The organism is Streptomyces sp. NPDC090499, from assembly GCF_044769305.1.
Taxonomy (GTDB): Bacteria; Actinomycetota; Actinomycetes; order Streptomycetales; family Streptomycetaceae; genus Streptomyces.
Genome location: NZ_JBIVXP010000011.1, coordinates 206,413 through 226,586, shown reverse-complemented (window position 1 = coordinate 226,586; position 20,174 = coordinate 206,413). Strand labels below are relative to the sequence as shown.

The 20,174-nt window shown below is 72.7% G+C and carries 16 protein-coding genes, 1 pseudogene and 1 riboswitch; of the genes and pseudogenes, 3 read left to right on the top strand and 14 right to left on the bottom strand.

Features of this window, described 5'->3' with window-relative positions:
• Positions 1–254: 254 nt before the first annotated feature.
• From ACIQVL_RS34335 to ACIQVL_RS34275, 13 genes and pseudogenes are all read right to left on the bottom strand, one after another.
• Entirely contained in the window at positions 255–1,196 is a 942-nt protein-coding gene (locus tag ACIQVL_RS34335; RefSeq protein ID WP_403477298.1) for an exopolyphosphatase, read from the bottom strand.
• 174 nt (positions 1,197–1,370) lie between these two features.
• Positions 1,371–1,895 carry a DUF501 domain-containing protein gene (locus ACIQVL_RS34330; protein ID WP_403477297.1) on the bottom strand — a complete coding sequence of 175 codons (525 nt, stop codon included), beginning with the start codon at positions 1,893–1,895 and terminating at the stop codon, positions 1,371–1,373.
• 29 nt (positions 1,896–1,924) lie between these two features.
• Complete coding sequence (locus ACIQVL_RS34325) at positions 1,925–2,401, bottom strand: septum formation initiator family protein (RefSeq protein ID WP_403437263.1); 477 nt, start codon at positions 2,399–2,401, stop codon at positions 1,925–1,927.
• Between the two features lie 108 nt (positions 2,402–2,509).
• The gene (gene eno, locus ACIQVL_RS34320; RefSeq protein WP_133045929.1) at positions 2,510–3,796 is read right to left on the bottom strand and encodes a phosphopyruvate hydratase; all 1,287 of its coding nucleotides are present in this window, start codon (positions 3,794–3,796) and stop codon (positions 2,510–2,512) included.
• Between the two features lie 446 nt (positions 3,797–4,242).
• A complete protein-coding gene (locus ACIQVL_RS34315) occupies positions 4,243–4,929 on the bottom strand; it encodes a transglycosylase family protein (protein ID WP_403477296.1) in 687 nt (228 codons plus the stop codon).
• A gap of 4 nt (positions 4,930–4,933) precedes the next feature.
• Positions 4,934–5,107, bottom strand: a riboswitch (cyclic di-AMP (ydaO/yuaA leader).
• A gap of 194 nt (positions 5,108–5,301) precedes the next feature.
• Positions 5,302–6,297, bottom strand: a complete 996-nt coding sequence (locus ACIQVL_RS34310) for a transglycosylase family protein (protein ID WP_403437261.1) — start codon at positions 6,295–6,297, stop codon at positions 5,302–5,304.
• A gap of 177 nt (positions 6,298–6,474) precedes the next feature.
• Positions 6,475–7,731, bottom strand: coding sequence for a cytochrome P450 (locus tag ACIQVL_RS34305; protein ID WP_403477295.1), 1,257 nt, complete (start codon positions 7,729–7,731; stop codon positions 6,475–6,477).
• Complete coding sequence (locus ACIQVL_RS34300) at positions 7,728–8,747, bottom strand: nucleoside triphosphate pyrophosphohydrolase (protein WP_403477294.1); 1,020 nt, start codon at positions 8,745–8,747, stop codon at positions 7,728–7,730. The genes ACIQVL_RS34305 and ACIQVL_RS34300 overlap by 4 nt, the downstream gene beginning before the upstream one ends.
• A 115-nt stretch (positions 8,748–8,862) precedes the next feature.
• Entirely contained in the window at positions 8,863–9,510 is a 648-nt protein-coding gene (locus ACIQVL_RS34295; RefSeq protein WP_403477293.1) for a SurA N-terminal domain-containing protein, read from the bottom strand.
• A gap of 182 nt (positions 9,511–9,692) precedes the next feature.
• Positions 9,693–10,504 (bottom strand): annotated as a pseudogene (locus tag ACIQVL_RS34290) (glycoside hydrolase domain-containing protein).
• Positions 10,505–10,592: 88 nt separating this feature from the next.
• The gene (locus ACIQVL_RS34285) at positions 10,593–12,080 is read right to left on the bottom strand and encodes a protein kinase (protein ID WP_403437388.1); all 1,488 of its coding nucleotides are present in this window, start codon (positions 12,078–12,080) and stop codon (positions 10,593–10,595) included.
• A 38-nt stretch (positions 12,081–12,118) separates the two neighbouring features.
• A complete protein-coding gene (locus ACIQVL_RS34280) occupies positions 12,119–12,730 on the bottom strand; it encodes a hypothetical protein (protein WP_403437256.1) in 612 nt (203 codons plus the stop codon).
• Between the two features lie 231 nt (positions 12,731–12,961).
• Positions 12,962–15,196 (bottom strand): N-6 DNA methylase, encoded by a 2,235-nt coding sequence (locus ACIQVL_RS34275; RefSeq protein ID WP_403477292.1) that lies wholly within the window; start codon positions 15,194–15,196, stop codon positions 12,962–12,964.
• A 166-nt stretch (positions 15,197–15,362) separates the two neighbouring features.
• On the opposite strand from ACIQVL_RS34275, the gene ACIQVL_RS34270 reads away from it, so the two are divergent.
• The 3 genes from ACIQVL_RS34270 to ACIQVL_RS34260 all read left to right on the top strand — a co-directional run bounded on the left by ACIQVL_RS34270 (position 15,363) and on the right by ACIQVL_RS34260 (position 19,240).
• Positions 15,363–16,070, top strand: a complete 708-nt coding sequence (locus ACIQVL_RS34270; RefSeq protein WP_403477291.1) for a hypothetical protein — start codon at positions 15,363–15,365, stop codon at positions 16,068–16,070.
• A 171-nt stretch (positions 16,071–16,241) separates the two neighbouring features.
• Entirely contained in the window at positions 16,242–18,119 is a 1,878-nt protein-coding gene (locus ACIQVL_RS34265) for a M48 family metalloprotease (RefSeq protein ID WP_403477290.1), read from the top strand.
• Positions 18,116–19,240, top strand: coding sequence for a hypothetical protein (locus tag ACIQVL_RS34260; RefSeq protein WP_403477289.1), 1,125 nt, complete (start codon positions 18,116–18,118; stop codon positions 19,238–19,240). Before ACIQVL_RS34265 ends, ACIQVL_RS34260 begins: the two co-directional genes overlap by 4 nt.
• Positions 19,241–19,264: 24 nt before the next feature.
• Here the strand turns inward: ACIQVL_RS34260 and ACIQVL_RS34255 are convergent, their stop codons facing one another.
• Entirely contained in the window at positions 19,265–19,942 is a 678-nt protein-coding gene (locus ACIQVL_RS34255; protein ID WP_403477326.1) for an HNH endonuclease family protein, read from the bottom strand.
• Between the last annotated feature and the right edge of the window lie 232 nt (positions 19,943–20,174).

Here is a 20,174-nt window from a genome sequence, read left to right as displayed (position 1 = left end):
GGCACCCGATGTCACCCTCACGAGCACCTCCCGGAACACCCCCGGATCGCTCTCCTGAGCACGCGCTCGGGCCTGTTGAGCCCCCGAACGGCCCAAGAGCTCCCGCCGGACCCCCCACCTGCACCGAATTCCTTGTGAAGAACTTCACGAAGTTTTCCGCCAGGGTGTCGTGGCACGGCGTGTCACAGGCCGTTCGGGACGCTCACCCGTCGATTCGCATGCTCATCCGAGGATGGATCACGCCGACCTGTGGGTCAGGCGACGGACCAGGCGATGCCGTCCAGAATGTCGTGCTCGCTCACCACGACCTCCTCGGCACCCACCCGTTCCATGATCGACAGGAGGACGAGGGCGCCGGCGCCGATGACGTCGACGCGCCCGGGGTGCATGGAGGGGATCGCCGCCCGCTCGGCGTGCGTCGAGCGCAGCAGCCGCTCGGTGATCTCCCGGACCCGGGCGTAGGGGATGCGGGAGTGGTGGATGGCGGCGGAGTCGTACTCCTGCAGGTCCTGGTGGATGGCGGAGAGGGTCGTCACGGACCCGGCCAGACCGACGAGGGTCCGCGCCTCGCGCAGCGGTACGGTCTCCTCCGCGAGGTCGAGGGCGCGCTCGATGTCGGCCCGCATGGCGGCGGTCTCGGCCTCGGTGGGCGGGTCGCTGACGTGCCCCTCGTGCACGAGGTGCCGCTCGGTCATCCGCACGCACCCGACGTCCACGGACCGCGCGGCCCGCACGTGCTCCTCGCCGACCACGAACTCGGTCGACCCGCCGCCGATGTCCACGACGAGGAACGGCTTTGCGAGGTCCTCGCGCCCGGTCAGCTCCCTGGTCGCCCCCGTGAAGGAGAACTCGGCCTCCTGGTCGCCGCTGATCACCTCCGGCTCGACACCGAGGATGTCCAGCACACCGCGCACGAACTCGTCCCGGTTCTGGGCGTCCCGGGAGGCGGAGGTGGCCACGAACCGCAGCCGCTCCGCCCCGTACTCCTTGATGACCGCCGCGTACTCCCGGCAGGCCGCGAACGTCCGCTGCAGCGCCTCCGGCGCCAGCCGCCCGGTCCGGTCCACCCCCTGCCCGAGCCTCACGATCACCATCCGCCGGTCCAGATCGACGAGCTCCCCGGTCTCCGGGTCCGCGTCGGCGACGAGGAGGCGGATGGAGTTGGTACCGCAATCGATGGCGGCGACGCGGGTCATGGCGGTGGGTTCCTTGTCTGTTCGTGGCTTGTCGGCAGACCGAACCGAGCCGGGCGGCACCTGCTCGGCGGACCGAGTCGGGTGGTGGGTGGGCGAGGGCCCCGGGGGCCCGGGGGCCCGGGGGTCCGGGGGCCCGGGGGTCCGGGGGCCCCGGGACGGCGGCGTGTCCGGCGGTCAGTGCTCGGCCGAGGGCACCACGCACGTCCCCTTGGCCCACCACTCCGGCAGCATGGCGATCGCCTCGTCGCCGAGCGGGTTCACGCCGGGTCCGGCGGCCAGCGAGTGGGCCACCAGGACGTGGAGGCACTTCACGCGGTCCGGCATCCCGCCCGCGCTCGGGAAGCCCGTGAGCTCCTCGATCTCGTCGCGGCGCGCGATGTAGTCCTCGTGCGCGGCCCGGTACGCCGCCGCCAGCTCCGGGTCGCTCTCCAGCCGTGCCGTCATCTCCTTCATGACGCCGTTGGCCTCGAGGGTCCCGATCGCGGACGCGGCCTTCGGGCAGGTCAGGTAGTACAGCGTCGGGAAGGGCGTCCCGTCCGGCAGCCGCGGCGCGGTCTCCACGACGTCCGGCTGCCCGCACGGGCACCGGTGCGCGATCGCCCGCAGCCCGCGCGGCGGCCGGCCGAGCTGCTGCTTGAAGGCCTCGACGTCCGCGTCGGTCGGCTCGGTGCGCGGGGTGGAGGGCGGTGGCGTTTGCATGACTGTGTTCTGCGTGGCTTTCTGTCGGTTCACTGGTCGGACGCGTCGGACTTGTCGACGCCGTCCCAGACGTTCGCGTACCAGGGCCGGTCGGCCGCCCCGAGGTAGGCGTGCGCCTGCCTGGCGGCACCGGGGTCGATGACCACGAACCCGGTCTCCCCCGGCATCACGTAGTGCAGCCGCTCGCGGATCTGCTGCTCGGCGTACGCGTCGTCCTGCCACCGCGCCTTGAGGTCCCGCAGCTGCTCGACCCGCTGCCTGGCCTGCTCCTGCTGCCGTTCGAGGTCGGAGATCTCGGCGCCCTGGGAGACGTACTGCCGCATCGGATAGGCGAGCGCGACGACCATCGTGCACAGCACGATCGCGAGCAGCGCGGCGCGGCCGGTGAGCCGGGAGCGGCGGGCCTGGCGCCTGGTCTGGGAGCGGTAGACCCGGGCCGCCGTCTGCTCGCCGAGCAGCTTGAGCCTGGTCGCGGTGGAGAACCGGTCCCGGTCCTTCGCGGCCATGTCCCCGCCTCCCTGGTCGCCCTGATACGTGCGTACGTCCCCGGACACGGTACGGGACCGGGTACGGGGACGTACGTACGACTGGCTAAGCCTTACCCTCTAGCGGGCTCAGCCCTTGAAGCGCGGGAAGGCGCTGCGGCCCGCGTACACCGCCGCGTCGTCGAGGATCTCCTCGATGCGCAGCAGCTGGTTGTACTTGGCGACGCGCTCGGAGCGGGCCGGGGCGCCGGTCTTGATCTGGCCGCAGTTGGTGGCGACGGCGAGGTCGGCGATGGTGACGTCCTCGGTCTCGCCGGAGCGGTGCGACATCATGCACTTGAAGCCGTTGCGCTGGGCGAGCTCGACGGCGTCCAGGGTCTCGGTGAGCGAACCGATCTGGTTCACCTTCACCAGCAGGGCGTTGGCGGTGCCCTCCTCGATGCCGCGGGCGAGGCGCTCCGGGTTGGTGACGAACAGGTCGTCGCCGACGATCTGCACCTTGTCGCCGAGCTTGTCGGTGAGGACCTTCCAGCCGGCCCAGTCGTCCTCGAACAGCGGGTCCTCGATGGAGACCAGCGGGTAGGCGGCGACGAGCTCCTCGTAGTACTCGGTCATCTCGGCGGCCGAGCGGGACTTGCCCTCGAACTCGTACTTGCCGTCCTTGTAGAACTCGGACGCGGCGACGTCGAGCGCGAGCGCGATCTGCTCGCCGGGGACGTAACCGGCCTGCTTGATGGCCTCCAGGATGAGGTCGAGCGCGGCGCGGTTCGACTCCAGGTTCGGGGCGAAGCCGCCCTCGTCGCCGAGGCCGGTGGCCAGGCCCTTGCCCTTCAGGACCTTCTTCAGCGTGTGGTAGACCTCGGCACCCCAGCGCAGCGCCTCGGAGAAGGACTCCGCGCCGATCGGGGCGATCATGAACTCCTGGATGTCGACGTTGGAGTCCGCGTGCGAGCCGCCGTTGAGGATGTTCATCATCGGGACGGGCAGCAGGTGCGCGTTCGGGCCGCCGAGGTAGCGGAACAGCGGCAGGTCGGACGCCTCGGAGGCGGCGTGCGCGACGGCGAGGGAGACGCCGAGGATGGCGTTGGCGCCCAGCGAGCCCTTGTTGTCGGTGGCGTCCAGGTCGAACATGGCCTGGTCGATCAGGCGCTGCTCGGTGGCGTCGTAGCCGACCAGCTCCGGGCCGATCTGCTCGATGACGGCGAGGACGGCCTTCTCGACGCCCTTGCCCTGGTAGCGGTTGGGGTCGCCGTCACGGAGCTCGATGGCCTCGAAGGCACCGGTGGAGGCACCGGACGGGACGGCGGCACGACCCGTGCTGCCGTCGTCGAGGCCGACCTCGACCTCGACCGTGGGGTTGCCTCGGGAGTCCAGGATTTCCCGGGCTACGACGACGTCGATGGACGGCACGAGCATCTCCTTCTTGGGATGTGACGCTGGTTGTGCGGGGCGCACGCGGGCCTCGTCGGCCCTTGCTCAGCCTTGCGACTAGAGCCTAACCGTCCAAGGGCCGTCGGCCGGCACGACCGACCGGCCCGTGGACACACAGACGGTACTCATTGTTCACGTGCGGAACAAAGGGGGTCCCGATGAAGAACGGAAGAAGAGCGGGCCAAGAAGGGGACGGCGGGGCGGCGGGGCGGCGGGGCGGCGGGGCGGCGGGGCGGCGGCGGCGGCGGCGGCAAAGAGAAACCCCGCCCCGGTGCGTTCGGGGGAAAACGCACCGGGGCGGGGGTCCGTGGGGGACGGGGGTGACCCTCACGTGGTCTCCACTATGGGGACCACGGTTGTGGGGGAGCTGTGGTTCAGCTGGGCACCGCTTAGTACTTTCGGCGGCCGCCCCGCGGGCTGCGTCAGGTGCCCTACTTCAGGTGCAGCTGCTGGCCCGGGTAGATGAAGTCGGCGTCCTCGACGATGTCCTTGTTCAGCTTGAACAGCGCCTGCCAGCCGCCCTTGACCTTGTGCTTCTCGGCGATCGAGCTGAGGGTGTCGCCCTTGACGACCTTGTACTCGCCGTCGCCCTTCTTGACCTTCTTGCCGGTCGGGGTGGTGACGGTCTTCTTGGCGGCCGGACGCTCGGCGGAGCGGGAGGCGGCCTGGGTGTCGGTCGAGCGGGTGCTCGTGCCGGCGCTGCTGCTCGACGAGCTGGAACTGCTGGAGCTGCTGCCGGTGTAGGTGGCGCCGGACAGGCCCGTGCCGCAGACCGGCCAGGCACCCTTGCCCTGGGCGGCGAGGACCTTCTCGGCGATCGTGATCTGCTGCGCCTTGGTGGCCTGGTTGGCCTGCGCGGCGTACTGCGTACCGCCGTACGCGGCCCAGGTCGAGGCGGAGAACTGCAGACCGCCGTAGTAGCCGTTGCCGGTGTTGATGGCCCAGTTGCCGCCGGACTCGCACTGGGCGACCGTGTCCCACTCGGAGGCGGTGGCGGCGGAGGCGCTGCCGGCCGCCATCAGCGGGGCGGCGACGGCGACGCCGGTGACACCGGCGACGGCGATGGCGCGGACGGCCTTGGACGGACGGCGATGCTTGCCCTTGCCGGAGAACAGCATGGATCGATCCCCTCACCGACGCCTGCGAGGTGAGCTGTCGGGTTCGGGCCGGTTGAGTTGCCCGGCCGCACACCGCATGTCGGTGCGCGACTTCACCCCGAGCCGGATCGGCAGCCTCAACTACCGGTCCCGGCACTTACCTTGGGTCCCCCGCTCCTGCCTACGGCGCATGACGCGACGACTGTTCCCGGGCGGCCGCTGGCAGGACTCGGCGTTGCGACGGCCGGGGCTCGTGGTGACGAGCGGCCTTGACCGTAAACAGGCCATCAGGTGAATTTCAAAGATGATCAGGGCTTCTGAGACTCATCCCACACTTTCACCAAAACGGACATTCAACTCGAAGCGGGGCGTCAACTCCCGCCGCGTTTCGTCCTATTCGGTGCCGAGTTTCAGGGTCTGACCGGGGGTGATGGCATTCGGGTCGGTGCCGATGTCGGCCTTGTTCGCGTCGTAGAGCGCGCGCCATCCGCCGTCGAGGCCAAGGGAGTCGGCGATGGAGGCGAGGGTGTCGCCGTCGTGGACGGTATAGGTGCCGCCGCCGTCGGAGGCGTGCCGGCCGGAGGAGGTGGCGCTCTGACCCTTTGTCACGCTTTCGTCCGCCGAGCCACCGCGGTGCTTGCCGCCGCCGCTGACGGCCCCCGTGTCGACCAGGCTCCAGGACCCCCCGGTCTGCCATGAATTGTCCGAGTCATCGGCCCCGGAAGTGGCGGGACTCTCACTCGCCTTCGAGGTGCCGGAGCCGGAATCGGAGCCGGAGGATTCCGACTTGTCCGTCTTGCTGGATTTGCCGGAGGTGTCGGCCTTGGAGTCGCTGTCGGTGCTTGCGCCCGGGGAGGGGGTGGCGGAGTCGCTCCCGGAGTCCGCGGTGCCCGAAGAGGAGTCGGAACCGGAGGAGGACGAGTCGGACAGGCCGGAGGACGAGTCCGACGAGTCGGAGGAACCGGACGAATCATCCGAACCGCCGAGTCCCGTGTCGACGTTCACCGAGGCGTCGTCGGACGAGAGCCCAGCGATCAGCGCGCACGTCCGCCAGGGCTTGGTGCCCTGGTCGGCGAGTATCTTCTCGGCGACCGCGATCTGCTGCGAACGGCTCGCCTGGTCCGGCGTACTGGCGTACTCCAGGCCCCCGTACTTGCTCCAGTCGTCCAGGGACATCTGGAGGCCGCCGTAGTAGCCAGTGCCGTTGTCGGCGCTCCAGGAGCCGCCGCTCTCGCACTCGGCCACCTGGTCCCAGGTGGAGCCGTCGGCCGCGCTGGCGTTCACCGCGCCGAGGAGGGGGAGGGCAATGGCGGAGCCGGTCACCCCGGCCGCGACGAGGAGTGCCGGAGCCTGGCGGGGGCGACGGTGACGACCGTTCCCGGAGAGCATGCGGAAACCTTTCGAGCGACAGCGGTGACCGGCACGGCGGGTCCCGCAAGGGCGCCGTGCTGATGGGTGAACGTATCGGCAGACGATCACTTGTCACAAGTTAATGCCGCGCAGATCACGTGAAGATCACAGACTTGAACGCTGGTCATCTTTTGCCCGTAGGGGCAGGTGGAGGCTTCAGCGGCCGGTCGGCGTGAACTCCACCGGGAGCGTGCGCAGCCCGCGCATGATGAGCCCGCCGCGCCACCGCAACTCGCTCTCGTCCACCGCGAGTCGCAGGTCGGGAAGACGGGCGAGGAGGCCGGCGAGCGCGGTCTGGCCCTCCAGCCGGGCGAGCGGGGCGCCGAGGCAGTAGTGGATGCCGTGGCCGTAACCGAGGTGCTGGTTGTCCCGCCGGGCGAGGTCGAGGGTGTCCGGCTCCGCGAACCGCTCCGGGTCCCGGTCCGCCGCGGCCAGGACGACCAGGACCGGGTCGCCGGGCGCGATGTGCTGCCCGCCGAGCACGACCGGCTCGGTGGCGAACCGCCAGGTGGCCAGCTCCACCGGCCCGTCGTAGCGGAGCAGTTCCTCGACACCGGTCTCCAGCAGCCCGCGCTCGCCGGCGGCCAGGGACTCCTGCAGACGCACCCGCTGCCCGGGGTGGGTGAGCAGCGCGTACGTGCCGTTCCCGATCAGGTTGACGGTGGTCTCGAAGCCGGCGAACAGCAGGATGAACGCCATGGCCGCGGCCTCGTTCTCGGTGAGGTGCTCCCCGTGGTCCGAGGCCCGGATGAGCCCCGAGATGAGGTCCTCGCCGGGACCGGCCTCGGCGGGCAGCGCCTCCCGCTTCCGGTGGATCAGCTCGGCCAGATACCCCCGCATCTTCTTCACGGACCGCGCGACCCCGCCCCGCGGCCCGCCCCCGTGCCGGATCATCATTCCGGCCCAGTCCCGGAAGTCGTCCTGGTCCTCGGGCGGGACGCCGAGCAGGTCGCAGATGGCGTAGATGGGGAGCGGGAAGGCGAACTCGTGGATGAGGTCGGCCTCGCCCCGCTCCGCGAACCCGTCGATGAGCCGGTCGGTCAGCTCCCGCACCCGCGGCGCGAACTCGGCCACCCGGCGCGGGGTGAACGCCTTGCTCACCAGCCGCCGCAGCCGGGTGTGGTCCGGCGGGTCGATGTTCAGCAGATGCGTCATCAGCTCGGCCTTGCGCTCCCCGGGGATACCGGTCTTCCCCTTGGCGTGCGCGGGCTCGTCGTGGTGCGCCGGGTTCTTGGAGAGCCTCGGGTCGGCCAGTGCCTGCCTGGCATCCCCGTACCGCGTGACCAGCCAGGCCTCCACCCCGCTGGGCAGCCGGGTCCGCTGCACCGGCTCGTGCTCCCGCAGCCAGGCGTAGGCGGGGTAGGGGTCGGCGGCGAACTCCCAGGTGAACAGGTCGGGGGCGGAGGCGGTCACTTCGCCACTCCCTCCGCCGCGCGCACCGCGTCCCGGTAGGACCGGGCCGCCGCCCGCAGCGCGGCCTCCGGGTCGACGCCGTCGGCCTCCGCACGGGCCGCCAGGGCGAGCAGCTCGTACCCGATGCCCGGCGCCTGCGGCAGCGGCACGTCAAGACCGGCCGTGCGCACCCGCGAGGCCAGCTTCGCCGCCAGTGCGAGGCCCGGCTGCGCGAGGGGTATCCCGTCCGTCACCGACTCGCGCCGCTTCTCCACCGCCTTGGTCCGCAGCCAGTGCTCCTTGACCTCCTCCGGCGTCGACGCGGTCTCGTCGCCGAAGACGTGCGGGTGGCGGTGGATGAGCTTGGCGACGATGCCTCCCGCGACGTCGTCGACGGAGAAGGGGGCGTCCGGGTCCTCCTCCGCGATCCGCGCGTGGAAGACGACCTGGAGGAGCACGTCGCCCAGTTCCTCCCGGAGTTCGTCGCGGTCGCCCTCCTCGATCGCCTCGACGAGCTCGTAGGCCTCCTCGATGCCGTACTTCGCGAGGCCCTGGTGGGTCTGCCGGGACGACCAGGGGCACTCCGCGCGGATCCGGTCCATGACCTGGACGAGGTCGAGGAGGCGGGCGCCGGGCAGGTCGTAGGAGGCGGGGAGCAGCTCCAGCTCGGGCATCCGGACCCGGCCGGAGCCGGCCAGACGGGCCAGGCCGTCGGTGAGGGCGGACTCGCCCTCGCCCGTCGCCACGACCACCACGGTCCGGCCGCCGGCGCAGGCGTCGACCAGCTCCTCGGCGGTGGGGGCGGCCTCGTCCACGGCGGTCCCGGCCTCCCGCAGGTACGGCAGCTGCGGATGCGCGCCGTCCGCACACAGCACGCGGTCCGCCGTCCGCAGCGCCTGCCAGGCGGGCCAGGACAGCAGGCCGGGGGCGACCCGGTGGCTGGTGGTGAGCAGGACGACCCGGCCGACGTCGGCGACCGCAGGCACAGGCGCAGGAGAGGGGTCCGGGGTGGTGGGTTCGGGCCTGGTGGTGTTCACGCTCCGAACGTAACGCACCGCCGCCGCCCACCTCGCGGTTTGTCCACAGGGCGGGGGCGATCAAGTGATCGTATGACCGCAGCGGAGGCGACTACCCCGGAGACCCGGGCCTGCCCTACGCCGACACCTGCGTCCCGGCCGAGGTGACCTCCCGTACCCACGGCGTCTTGGCGTCCACCCGGCTGCTCTTCTGGACGTCCCAGGCGCCGTAGCGCGGGTTGAGGTCGACGTGGAGTTCCTTGGAGGCGCCGGCCAGGGCCTTCCAGAAGGCGGGCTGCGAGGTGTCGGTACCGAGGGCCTCGGCGAGCTTCTTGGCCTCCACCTGGAAGCGGAGGTTGTCGTCCAGCCGCTTGGGGGCGATGCCGTACTTCTGCAGCCATGCCGTCTGCAGCGCCGCGGAACCGCCGGCCTGCTGTTCGAGGCCGGAGCGCATCTGCTCGACCTCCGCACGGGTGACGTCGACACCCGCGTCCTGGGCGGCCCGGTGCAGCACCTTGTCGAGCACCATGTTGTACAGGGTGTCCCGGGTGAGGCTGCTGGTGGAGGCGAGGACCTGCTGGTACTGCGTCTCGTCCGGCACCGCGGCGCGCTGCGCCCGGCGCACCTCGTTCACGCGGTTCTCCAGCTGCGAGACGGTGATCCGCTGGCCGCCCACGACGGCCGCCGCGCCCGGGTGCGCGTCGCTGCCGCAGGCGGTCAGGAAGGGGGCCGCGGCGGCGATCGCGGCGGAGAGGAGGAGCGCGGTGCGACGGCGGCGGTGCAAGGGGGACCTCCCGAGGAGATTGTGCGACGGTGCACAAAGTCTTGCGGTGATCGATGGTAGGCAGTGGGCAGGCTCTGGCCAACCCATTCGACCAACGATTCACACGCACTTCCGGCACCGCCGCACCACCCTCCGGAAGGGTTTGCGGTACTGATCCCGTGCGGATCCCCTGCGGACCCGGCTCAGCCCGTGATCGCCACCGGGGCGTCCCACGCGTCGCGGTCCACGGTGATCGTGTAACCGCCGCGCGTCTCCTTGCTGTTCACCATGTACTGGTGGGCCCGGCTGTGCCCGGTGTACTGGGTCGAGCCGAACGGCCAGTCCGCGGTCGTGGTGTTCTGCTTGTCCCACAGCGCGTACCAGAGGTTGCCCGGCAGGTCCGTCTTGTCCGTGGCGTTCGCGATCGCCTTGGCGCTGGAGCTGGTGAAGCCGTAGTAGCCCGCGCGGTACGTCTTCGCGCGCAGTTCCTTGTCGAAGGCGCGGACGTACGTCAGCACGACGTGTTCATCGTGTCGTACGCCTCCATGTCGAGGTAGATCGGGCTGCCCGCCTTCATGCCGAGCGCGGCGGCCTTGGCCACGGCGTCGTCCGCCTCGGACTTGCCGACGGAGGCGGCGGTGGAGGCGCTGATCTTCACCGAGCCGCCGGATCCGCAGGACGGCTGGGCGCCGACGTAGAGCGGGATGAGCTTCCAGCCGACCGCGGAGACGGACTTGACCCAGGAGGCGGTGAGGTTGGGCTGGGCACAGCCGCGGTTCTTGCCGCCGATGTAGACGGCGGCGGCGCCGTAGAGGCCGCCGTGCCAGGCCTTCATCGCCGCGAGGGAGGGCGCTGCGCAGGTGTCGAACGCGCGGCCGGTGAACGTCTTCTGGGCGGGCCAGGCGGTGGCCGCCATCGAGGTCTGCGCGGCGATCCCGGCCCCGGCCACCACGGCGGCGCCCGCGACGCCCCAGGTGATGTATCTGCGCTTCTTCGACTGCCGATGGCTGGACATGCCGGAACCCCACCCCTGTGTCTCCACCTGCGCCACTGCTGTGCGACAGGTTGTACGAAAAGCAGGTGCAGTATGCACTGCGCGGGAACTAGCCGCGCATCTGCCCCAGCCAGTGCAGCGTCCGCCGTACCTCGCCCGCCAGGGGATGGCCGGGCCCGTGCAGCCGTTCCACGTCGAACAGCAGCCGGGTGAGCGTGTCGTGGGCGGCCGGCCGGTCGCCGAGCGCGAGCAGCAGGTGCCCGATCCGGCGGCGCACCTCGTGCGCGAGCTGCGGGTCGCCGGCCACGTACTGGTTCTCGTAGTAGGGCAGCAGCGCCCGGTACTCCGCGAGCGCCGCCGCCGGTTCGCCGAGCTGTTCCAGGCACTGGGCGGTCTCGTAGCGGAAGCGCAGCACCTGCGGGTCGGCCTGGCCCGCCTCGGCGGCGCGTTCGTCGGCGAGCCGGCGCAGTTCGGGCAGCGCGCGCCGGTACTGCCCGTCGTCCATCAGCGTGGCCGCGTACTGCTTGCGCAGCGTGCGTACGACCGTGGAGCGCTCGCCGTGCTGGTCGGCGGCGACGGGCAGGATCGCGCCCAGGATGTCGACGGCCTGGGTGATGCGCCCCTCCCCGAGCAGTCGCTTGACCTCGTCGACGGCGGCGGCGACGTCCGGCTTGTCCGGTACGGCGGCCACGGGGGCGGCGGGCTGCGGCGCGGGGGTCCGCGCCCGGTCCGGCCAGGGGGCGTGCGGGCGCAGGAAGGGGCGTGTGGGGTCCAGTGGCGACCCGGACGGCGTGCCGCGCGCCGGCAGGAGCGACGCCAGATCCTCGTAGACCTCCTGCGCGGACGCCGGGCGGTGCTGCGGGTCCTTGGCGAGCAGGCGCAGCACGAGGCTCTCCAGCGGCTCCGGGACCTCGGGGCGGGTCCGGCGTACCGGCACCGGCGGCTCGTACAGGTGCCGGTGCAGCACGCCGAGCGCCGTGGAACCCGCGAACGGCACCTCGCCGCTGAGCAGTTCGTGCAGCAGCACGCCGAGCGCGTACAGGTCGGTGTACGGGCCGACCGCGCCGCCCATCGCCTGCTCGGGCGCCATGTAGGCGGGCGAGCCGATCGGGGAGCCGGTGTGGGTGAGACGGGTGGTGTCCGTGTCCATGACGGAGGCGACGCCCAGGTCGAGGACGGTGACCGTGCCGTCCTGCTTCACCATCACGTTGCGCGGCTTGAGGTCGCGGTGGACGATCGGCACCGCGTGCACGGCGCTCAGCACGGCGCACAGCTGCGCGGCCACCGCCACCGCCCACTGCCACGGGTACGGGTCGTGCTCGGCCAGGTGGTCGGAGAGGTCGGCGCCGTCCACGTACTGCATGACGAGGAAGAGCTCCTCGCCCTCGCTGCCCGCGTCGTGCACGGTGACCAGGCCGGGGTGGTCGACCTGCGCGGTGACCCGGCACTCCCGCAGGAACCGCCGGCGCAGCTCCTCCGCCTCCGCGCCCGCCACCTTGTCGGGGCGCAGCAGCTTCACCGCCACCCGCCGGTCGAGCCGCTGGTCGTAGGCCGTCCACACCTGGCCCATGCCGCCCTGTCCGATGAGCGTGGACAGCTCGTAGCGGCCGGCGACGACCCGTCCTGCCGCCACGGTCACCGTCCGCCTTCGTGGTCGCCCTCGCGGTGCCCGTCGTGCTTGCGCAGGTAGTCACTGAGCTCGTCGAGTTCGGCGCGCACCTGCTCGATCCGGGCGGGCGCCGGGCGCTGGGGCGGCGCGGGTATCGGTGGCTGCGGGAGCGGCGGCCGGGGCATCGGCGGAACGGAGTGCGCGGGCGGGGCCGGGGTGTGCGGGGGCATCGTCCCCGTGGTGTACGGCGAGGCGGGCGGCGCGTAGGCGTACCGCTGCGCCGTGTAGGCCTCGCGCTGCCGCTGGAAGTGGCGTACGTCGGCCGCCAGGTAGTAGACGACGGCGCCCAGGAGCGTGCCGAACAGCAGGGTGATCCCCAGGTAGCCGCCGGTGGTGTGCACGTCGTCACCGGGTTCGCTGCCCAGCAGCACGATGCTGAGGACGTCGGCCGCCACCGCCGTCACCAGTACGCCGACGTCGACCGGCCTGCGGGTCACGACGGCCAGCCGCAGCAGCATCGCCCACGCCAGGAAGCCGGCGCTGAACACCCCGAGCGCCACGAACACCACACGCAGCAGGACCAGTACCGCGTCGTGCGGCGGCCGCCGCACCGGCTGCGCATGGCCCTGGCCTTGCATGGTCGCTCCTGTGTGCCTGGTGCCTGGAAAAGGGCGTACGTGCCCGTCCGGCGCCGTCCGCCCGCGGACGACACCGGTCGTGCGATGGTCGGATCGAGCATATGGCCCGGCGCGGACAACCGGTTCGGGTTGTACCGAACCGTTGTCGGACCGACTGCCGGCCGATCCCGGCGGGGTCCGGACGGGGTCCAGGCGGGGTCCCGCCGAGTCCCGGCGAGTCCCGTTCGGCGGTCAGCCGGGTGCGACGGTCCCGTCGGTGAGGCCGTCGTACATCCCGCGCACGAGGTGCTCCCCGAGCCGGCTCGCGTGGCGCAGCGCCCGCTCGAACTCGTCGAGTGCGCGGAACCGCGCGCCGTAGCGCCGCTGTTCCTCCAGGGGCAGCCGGGGCAGCTGCAGCCGACGCACGTCCAGCCGGGTCGCCGTGGAGGCGTAGCTGCTCGCCTGCCGGTTGTTGGCGGTGCCGCGCAGGAAGCCGGCGAGGAACCACGGGTCGAGGGCCGTGCGGTCGGGACGCAGCAGCACCAGGTTGCGCCCCAGGGCGGCGCCCGCCGTCGCGTCGTCGATCACGCGCGCCACCGAGCCGCCGCCGAGGACCGGTACGACGACGTCGCCCGGCTCGGTCAGCACGGCCTCCTCGTCGCTCTGGGGAAGCGTGCCCGAGGGAGCCGTCGCGGCGAGGACGTCGTGGTCGGTGAGCACGGGCACGCGCGCGTGGCCGCCGTTGCCTCCGGTACGCAGCACCAGCGCACCCCCGCGGGCGAGTTCGCCGACGGTGGTGAGCGGCCACCGCGCGGGCGGCGCCTGGTCGGCGGGCGGCGGGGTGAGGTCGACGGTCAGGCGCAGGGTCGCGCCGAGCCGTTCGCGGACCGCCGTGAGCTCCTCCGCGCCGTCGGCCGCGGCGGCCGGGGGCAGGTGGCGGGCGGGCGCGAGGTCCACGTCGTCGTCGAGGAGCTCGATGACCGGCACCGAACGGGCCAGCCCCGGCCGTTCCACCGGCTCCCCGTCGCGCTCGAAGGCACGCCAGGCGTCCAGGACGGCGTCCCGCACCGCCGCCAGGTCGGGGCCGCCCCGCCCGTCCCCGGTGAACCTCCCGGTGTCCATGAGCAGTACCTCGGGCGTGGCCGGCGTCCGGTCCGGCCGGCGCAGCACCCACAGGTGCAGGGGGATGCTGTGCGGCGCCGCCGCCCCGGCCGGCAGTGCGACGAGCGCCCGCAGCGCGCCCCGGCGCAGCAGGTCGGCTCGGATCCGGCGTCCGGAACGGCGGGACGCGACGGCCGGCGGCATCAGCAGGACCGCGGTGCCGCCGTCGGCGAGCCGGGCCAGGGCGTGCTGCACCCAGGCCAGTTCGGACTCGGTGCGCGCGGGGAAGCCGTACTCCCAGCGCGCGTCGTACGCCAGCTCGTCGTGGCCCCAGTTGCGCTCGTTGAACGGCGGATGGCACAGCACCGCGTCCGCGCGCAGCTCCGGGAAGGCGTCGGCGCGCAGGGTGTCGCCGGCGGCGCCGTGCACGCCGGCCCGGGAGTGCAGGGCGAGCCGCAGCGCGGTGAGCGCGGCGAGGTCGGGGGCGCTGTCCTGGGCGTACAGCTCCTGGTCGGGGCGGACGCCGACGGCCCGCAGCAGGGCGCCGGTTCCGCAGGCCGGGTCCAGCACGGAGCGGGCGGGGCCGGCCAGGTCGGCCATGAGACCGGCGAGTTCGGACGGGGTGAGCGTGTACTGGCGCGGGTTGGCGTCCAGGTGCCGCCCCAGCAGGAACTCGAAGGCCTGCCGGGCCCCGGCCTCGGCGGCCAGCTCGGCCGCGCCGCGCAGGAGGGGGGCGGAGGGGAGCAGCTGGGGGCCGGTGGGGGTGCGGACGGCGGGGGTGGCGGCGGCGATGGCGGCGGAGGGAGCGGAGGTGGCAGCGGACGCGGCGGAGGCAGCGGCGGGGTGTGCCGTGTTCACACCTTTCGTACCGCCGGACCTGTTCACACCTCCTGTGGCGCCTGGCCTGTTCACACCCCATGCGGCGCCTGGCGTGTTCACAGCTTCGGAGGCGTCCGCGTCCCGGCCGCTGTGAACCGCCCGCTCACCCGCTCCGCCGAGACGCGCGGTCAGCACCTCGTCCAGCGCGGCCGGCAGCAGCGCGGCCAGCCGCTCGTCCGAGCCGGCGCTCGCGTGCAGCCAGACGGTGGGGCGCTCGTGGATCAGCAGCAGCACGCAGCCCGCGTGCACCAGCGCCGTCAGCGCGCCGCCGGGGTGCCCGGCGAGTTGCTGCCAGACCCGCTCGCGCAGCGGGACCTGGGCGAGTTTGCCCTGTTCGCGCAGCCAGGACTCGACCTCGGCGAGCGCGAAGGACGGGCTGGTCTCGGTACCGCCGACCGGTTTGGGGAAGTCGGCGTGCCGGCGGCGCCAGTTGCTGACGGCGGCGCGGCCCACCCCGGCGAGCCGTGCGATGCCGGCCGCGGTCACCTCTGTGGTGTTGTCCTGCACGCGGCTTCCGCTCCCCTCGTCCCATGTGTGCACCGAGCATACCGACGCACACAAGATCCCCCGCTTCACGGACGTGTACACCTCGCCATGACTGCATCATGTTGACTCGGTTCACAGCCTCTGCTGTTATTGACCTACCGCTTCAACAACTCCCGAAGGACTCCCGATGCGCCTCCCGTCCCGTGCCGTGATGCTGCTGGCCGCCGCGGCCCTCCCGCTGGCTCTGACCGCCTGCTCCACCGGATCCACCGACGCCGGCACCGGCACCGGCACGAGCGCCCAGCCCGCCAAGGCGAAGGACCCCAACTCCGGCCTGTACACGGGTACCCGGCTGAAGACGGCGCTGGCGCCCGCATCGGCCTTCCCGTCCGGGCTCGCCCTCGAATCCGACGGCTCCGCGGACAGCGGCGGCCAGTTCCTGTCCCCGGCCGCCCGGAAGGCGGGGAAGCCGGACTGCACGAGACTGGAGACCACGTCCTGGATCCAGGTGTCCGGCTACAAGGGCGGGGTGTCGTTCGCGCAGAACGGCTACGCGAGCAAGACGGAGGAAGTCGACCAGGAGATCGACGCCTTCCAGGGCAGCACGGCGGCCGCGGTGATGAAGGCGCTGCGGACGGTGGCCGCCGAGTGCGCCACGTACACGGACACCGACGCGCACGCCAAGGTGAAGCTCACCGGCAGCGACACGGCCGGGCTCGGCGACGAGGCCTACACGATGACGCTGACGAGCGGCTACTGGGAGAACGGCACCACCCTGATCGCGGCCCGCTCCGGCTCCTCCGTGGTCACCGTGCTGTCCACGGCGGGCGGCGACAACGGAGCCGCGTCCGCGAAGAAGGTGACGACGACGATCCTTTCGGCGCTGAGGAAGTAGCCGGAGAAACAGCCGGAGAAACAGCCGGAGAAACACGCAGAGAAGCAGGCAGAGAAGCAGGCGGCGCGGGCGGCTGGTCCGAGCCCGGCACCCACGCCCCACCACCGCCCCACCACCGCCCCGCCCCGTCCCGTCCCGTTCCGTTCCGTTCCGTTCCCGTGAAGGATGCCGATGCGTCTGACGTCCCGCCCCGCCGGCCGGGCGGCCGCCGGGGAGACCGCCGTACGAGAACGGGGCGTGCCCGGAACACCGCTGCGCGCCGGGCTCGTCCTCGGCCTGCTGCTCGGGTTCTACGTGCTGGCCCTGCTCCTCCTCGTCGCGCTGGCAGCCCTGGACGTCTTCCTGGCGCGAGACGGGAGCTTCACGGTCATGGCCGTCGAGGGCTACCTCGGCTCGCTGGCGGTCGCCTGGTGCGTGGTGCGGGTCGTCCTGCTCAGCCGCGGCCCCGGCGACGGGCAGGCCGAGGTGCCCGGAGTGTCGCTGACACCGGCTGAGCAGCCGGAGCTGTGGCGGCAGGTGCGGAACCTGGCCGAGCGGGCGGGCACCCGGCCGCCCACGGAGATCCGGGTGATCCCGGGGGCCAATGCCATGGTGCGGGAGGACGCCCGGTGGCTCGGGCTGGTCGCGGGCGAACGGCGGCTCTTCCTCGGCGTCACGCTGCTGATCGGTCTGCCGGACGACGAACTGGACGCCGTGCTCGGGCACGAACTGGGCCACTACGCGCACGACGACACTCGGCTGGGCGGCCTGCTCTGGGCACTGCACGGCAGGGTGCTGCACACCGTGCACACGCTGCGGCAGCGGGCCGCGCGTGAGGAGGCCGAGGAGCAGGCGAGGGCCGCCGCACGGGCCGCACGGCGCCGGGCGGCCGGCAAGCCGCCACCGGTGAAACGGGAGCCGACGCGGGGCCCGGACCACTATCTGGCCTTCGTCTTCTCCGGGTACGCAATGCTGTGTCTGCGCCTGACCGAGGCCGTAAGCCGCCGGCAGGAGTACGCGGCCGACCTGGTGGCCGCCCGGATCGCCGGACGGGACACCACGGCCGCCGCGCTGCGCCGCATCCCCGTGCTCGACACCGCCGACGATCTCTACCTGCGCGAGTACGCGCTGATGGGCCGGGACGCCGGCCTGCTGCCGCCGGAAGGGCAGTTCCACGGCGGGCTCGCCCTCCTGCTCGCGGACCCCGCCCGCCGGGCGGAGCTGGACGCGTGGGCCCGCAGGCCGCTCCCGGAGGTGGCTCCCGAGGAGAGGTCCCCGTACGACAGCCACCCGCCCACGGCCGACCGCATCGCGGTGCTGGAGGCACTCCCCGACGACGGACGCACCGCCACGTTCCCCCGGCGCCCCGCCCTCGCGCTGCTCCGGGAGCCGGACCGCCTCCTCGCCGGACTGGAACGAGCCGTGCTGAGCCGGGAGACGCTGTCCTGGCGGCGGGTGCCCTGGGCGGAACTGCCCGCGCTGGCCCGGCGCGAGAGCTGGGCGCGGGAAGCGGAGCCGCTGCTGGGGGCCATGGCCGAGGTGGCCGGCGCGAGGGGCGCCGCCGTATCCGGGGCGACATTCCTGGACCACCACGACCACCACGACCACCACGACCACCTCGGTCGCCTCGGTCGCCTCGGTCGCCTTCTGGACCTGGTCGACCAGGGCCTGCTGGACGACATCGCCGCCCGGCTGCCCAGGTCGGAGCAGGCCGGCCGGAGCAGTGGCCGCGCGGCACGCGAGTTCGCCCGGACGGCCTTCCGCTCGGCCCTGCGCGGGCTGGCCCTGCTCACCGCACTGGACACCGGGCTGTGCCGGTGGGAGCTGTGCTGGTCCGGGCCCCCGGTCCGGACGGTGGCGCCCGTACAGTTCACCGAGGCGCTGGAGGAGGCCGTGCGCCAGGCGGTCGCCGATCCGCCCGGTACGGGTCCCCTGCGGGCCCTGCTGTCCGGCGGCGGCCGTGCTCCGACGGCCTCCTGGACCGCGCCCTCCACCGCCCCTTGGGCCGCCAGTCCGCCCGCCTGCCCGCCCGCCTCTTCCGGCGGCGCCTACCCGAAAGACCCGGTATGAACGTCCTCATCGAGATAGCCGGCGCCGGCGTCCTCGCCTACTCCGCCGTCACCGTCCCGCGCAACGCCCGCAAGGCGCGGGCGCTCCGGGCGGAGGCGAAGGCCAAGGCGCCGGTCAACATCGACCCCGCCAAGTACGGGCTGGTGCCCGCCGCTCAGCTCGACAGCCGTTTCGCCGGCCCCGATCCCGAGGCCGACGCGGTCGCGCAGGCCGCCCTCGCCGGTGACTGGCGGCGGGCCGCCGCCTACCTGGCCGGGGCGGGCCGGGACTGGGACCTGCGGTGGTACCGGCTCGGCATCCTGGTGCACGCCGCCGCCGAGAACGACGCCTGGCTCAAGGCATGGCGGACCGAGTACCCCGGCGACCCGTCCGCCGCGCTGGTGCACGCCGACGCGCTGGTCGTGCTCGCGGGCGAAGTCCGCGGCGCGAAGCTGGCGAAACACACCACGGCGGAGCAGTTCGAGGGCTTCCACCGGCTGCTGGCCGAGGCGCTGCCCGCCTGCCAGGAGGCCGCCTGGATGGCGCCCGAGGACCCCTGCCCCTGGATCGCACAGATCAGCATCGCTCTGGGGCTCGGCTGGTCGCACGACGACTTCCGGGCGCTGTGGGCCGAGATCGCCGCGCGCGACCCTCACCACTTCGGGGCCCACATGAGCGCCCTGCAGTACTGGTGCGCCAAGTGGCGGGGTTCGCACGAGCTGATGTACGCGTTCGCCGAGCAGGCCTCGGCCACCGCGCCGCAGGGCAGCCTGCTGCCCGTACTGCGCCTGTACGGGCTGATGGAGCACGCGTTCCGGGAACCGGGGGAGCCGGTGTACCGCCAGCCGTTCGTGCAGGCGGCCGTGGACGCCACCCTGGACGCCGTGGAGTGGACACCGGCCGGGCACCACCGGCTGCCGATGGTGCGGCACCTGCTGGCGGAGGCCCTGTTCCAGACGGATCGGTACGCGGAGGCGGTCGAGCAGTTCCGGGCGGTCGGCGAATACGTCGGCAGCCCGCCGTGGTCGTACTCCGGCAACCCGGTCAAGGCGTTCGTCTTCGCCCGCACCAACACCTTCGTCGCCTGGGAGAAGGCGGGCCGCCCCGCCGCCCCGCCGCGCGGTCGCGCCCTGGGGTACTGACGCACGCGGCGGGGGCGGAACGGTTCAGCGCGCCTTGAAGCGGGACGGCGCCTTGGTCGGGTTGCCGCCGCCGGGGAGTTTCTGGCCCGGACAGGCGGCGAGCACCTTCTTCATCGCGGCCTTCTCGGCGGCGGTGACCCACAGGCCGTACTTCTTCTTCACGGCGACCTGCGCGGCGACGTAGGTGCAGCGGTAGGACTTGTCAGGCGGCAGCCAGGTGGCGGTGTCGCCGTCGCCCTTGCCGCGGTTGGCGCTCGCGTCGACGGCCAGGAGGTTGAGCGGGTCGTTGGCGAGGGCTATCCGCTTGCTGGCGTCCCAGTACTTGGCGCCCGTCTGCCAGGCGTCCGAGAGGGCGACGAGGTGGTCGATGTCGACCAGGCTGCGGCCGCGCTTGTAGGTGACCTCCTTGCCGGAGTAGGGGTCTGGCTCCAGCACGCCGGAGGAGACCTTGCAGTCGCCGCCGGTGTACTTCACGTCCTTCAGGTCGCGCTTCAGTATGTCGTCCCGGGTGTCGCAGGAGTTGGAGTCGGTGTCCGCCCAGGCGGAGCCGAACCTCTCCCGGGAGTAACCGGTCTTCGGCGCCCGCCCCTTGACGGTCAGCGAGTCGGCGGCCGTCAGGGCCGCTCCCCCGCCTGTCGCGCCCGGGGCTCCCGAAGCCCCCTTGTCCTGCAGGTCCTTGCAGCCGGCCACGGCGAAGACCATGACGACGGCCACGACCGCCCCGCCCCTCAGACGCGCCACGTGCGCCCCCTCTTCCTTACCCCGGTCCGCCTCCGCACGGGCGGATTTCCGCTGGTCCCACGGTAACTGCCGCACGGTTCGCCCCAGACGGGGCACAAAACGACACATACCCACAACCGGCCCTTATCGACAGCCGGTTGGCGGCCGGGACGAAGCTCGGACCGTACGGCTTCGCGCCCGCTCACTCCCCGCG

What these genes read in the sequence shown, in the direction of transcription:
- ACIQVL_RS34280 (WP_403437256.1), bottom strand. Translation starts at nt 12,730, where the DNA reads ATGCAAGGCCAGGGCCATGCGCAGCCGGTGCGGCGGCCGCCGCACGAC.
- ACIQVL_RS34265 (WP_403477290.1), top strand. Translation starts at nt 16,242, where the DNA reads ATGCGTCTGACGTCCCGCCCCGCCGGCCGGGCGGCCGCCGGGGAGACC.
- ACIQVL_RS34315 (WP_403477296.1), bottom strand. Translation starts at nt 4,929, where the DNA reads ATGCTGTTCTCCGGCAAGGGCAAGCATCGCCGTCCGTCCAAGGCCGTC.
- ACIQVL_RS34270 (WP_403477291.1), top strand. Translation starts at nt 15,363, where the DNA reads ATGCGCCTCCCGTCCCGTGCCGTGATGCTGCTGGCCGCCGCGGCCCTC.
- ACIQVL_RS34330 (WP_403477297.1), bottom strand. Translation starts at nt 1,895, where the DNA reads ATGCAAACGCCACCGCCCTCCACCCCGCGCACCGAGCCGACCGACGCG.
- ACIQVL_RS34310 (WP_403437261.1), bottom strand. Translation starts at nt 6,297, where the DNA reads ATGCTCTCCGGGAACGGTCGTCACCGTCGCCCCCGCCAGGCTCCGGCA.
- eno (WP_133045929.1), bottom strand. Translation starts at nt 3,796, where the DNA reads ATGCTCGTGCCGTCCATCGACGTCGTCGTAGCCCGGGAAATCCTGGAC.
- ACIQVL_RS34335 (WP_403477298.1), bottom strand. Translation starts at nt 1,196, where the DNA reads ATGACCCGCGTCGCCGCCATCGATTGCGGTACCAACTCCATCCGCCTC.
- ACIQVL_RS34260 (WP_403477289.1), top strand. Translation starts at nt 18,116, where the DNA reads ATGAACGTCCTCATCGAGATAGCCGGCGCCGGCGTCCTCGCCTACTCC.
- ACIQVL_RS34325 (WP_403437263.1), bottom strand. Translation starts at nt 2,401, where the DNA reads ATGGCCGCGAAGGACCGGGACCGGTTCTCCACCGCGACCAGGCTCAAG.
- ACIQVL_RS34255 (WP_403477326.1), bottom strand. Translation starts at nt 19,942, where the DNA reads ATGGTCTTCGCCGTGGCCGGCTGCAAGGACCTGCAGGACAAGGGGGCT.